The following is a 1,021-nucleotide window of genomic DNA, read 5'->3' on the forward strand; positions in this document are numbered from 1 at the left end:
GCGCAAAGTGCCGAACCAACACCGGTAACGGTGACGACAGTCGATTATGTCTATGATGCCTATGGCACCCCGACCGAGATCACCAAAACCACAGTCGGAGGTGGGGAGACCCATGTCAGCAAGGTGACCAACACGGTCAGCAATGACGAAGCCAACTGGCTGATCGGGCGAATTACCCAAAGTGTCGAAACGAGAACAACGCCGGACAACACCACAGCCAGCCGCACCACAGCCTATAGCTATCACGGTAATACCCACCTGATCGCCACAGAGACTGTCGAGCCGGGCGATGCCATCCTTGAAGTCGTGACGCAATATGGCCGTGACAGCTTTGGCAATGTCACCAGCCAGACAGTCAGTACAGTTGGCGAGACGGCCCGCACCGCGAGCATGATCTGGTCGACCGATGGCCGGTTCATGCTGAGCCAGACCAATGGCCTCAATCATACGGTTGCCTATGAATATAATACGGCGCTTGGCACAGTCACCAAAGAGACCGATGCCAATGGTCTGGTGACAGATTATGAGTATGACGGCTTTGGTCGCCTGACCCGTCAGGTGAATGCGGATGGCACCGAAGTTTTGCGCAACTATGATCTTTGTGCGGATGTGACCGGATGCCCGGTGGCAGCTGTCGAACGCATTGAAGAACAGCATATCGTGAGTGCGACCGGTGATGCCGTGGGGCCGGCTGTGCGGACTTATCTTGATGAACTCGGCCGTGACTTCATGATGGAAAGTCAGGGAGCAGATGGCACGGTGACCTATCAGGAAACCGTGTTTGATACCTTTGGCCGGGTGATCCGCAAATCACGTCCGTATTTTGCCGGTGATCTGCCGGTCTGGGTCGATACGGCCTATGACGTACTTGATCGTGTTGTCATGGTCACCGAAGAAAACGGGGCTGTGACGCAAACCGCCTATGATGGTTTGACGGTCACGGTGACGACCCCGCTTCTCGAAACGGAAAGCCGTCAGATGGACGCGCTTGGGCGTTTGGCGTTGGTGACCGACACCATGA

Annotated in this window: 1 protein-coding gene; it reads left to right on the plus strand. The window is 55.8% G+C overall.

The features are described from left to right. Nucleotides 1–1,021: hypothetical protein (locus tag ACXAIA_RS20610; RefSeq protein WP_475351007.1), on the plus strand; the 1,021-nt coding region annotated here is incomplete at both ends.

Source organism: Thalassospira sp. ABL2_045, assembly GCF_056161285.1.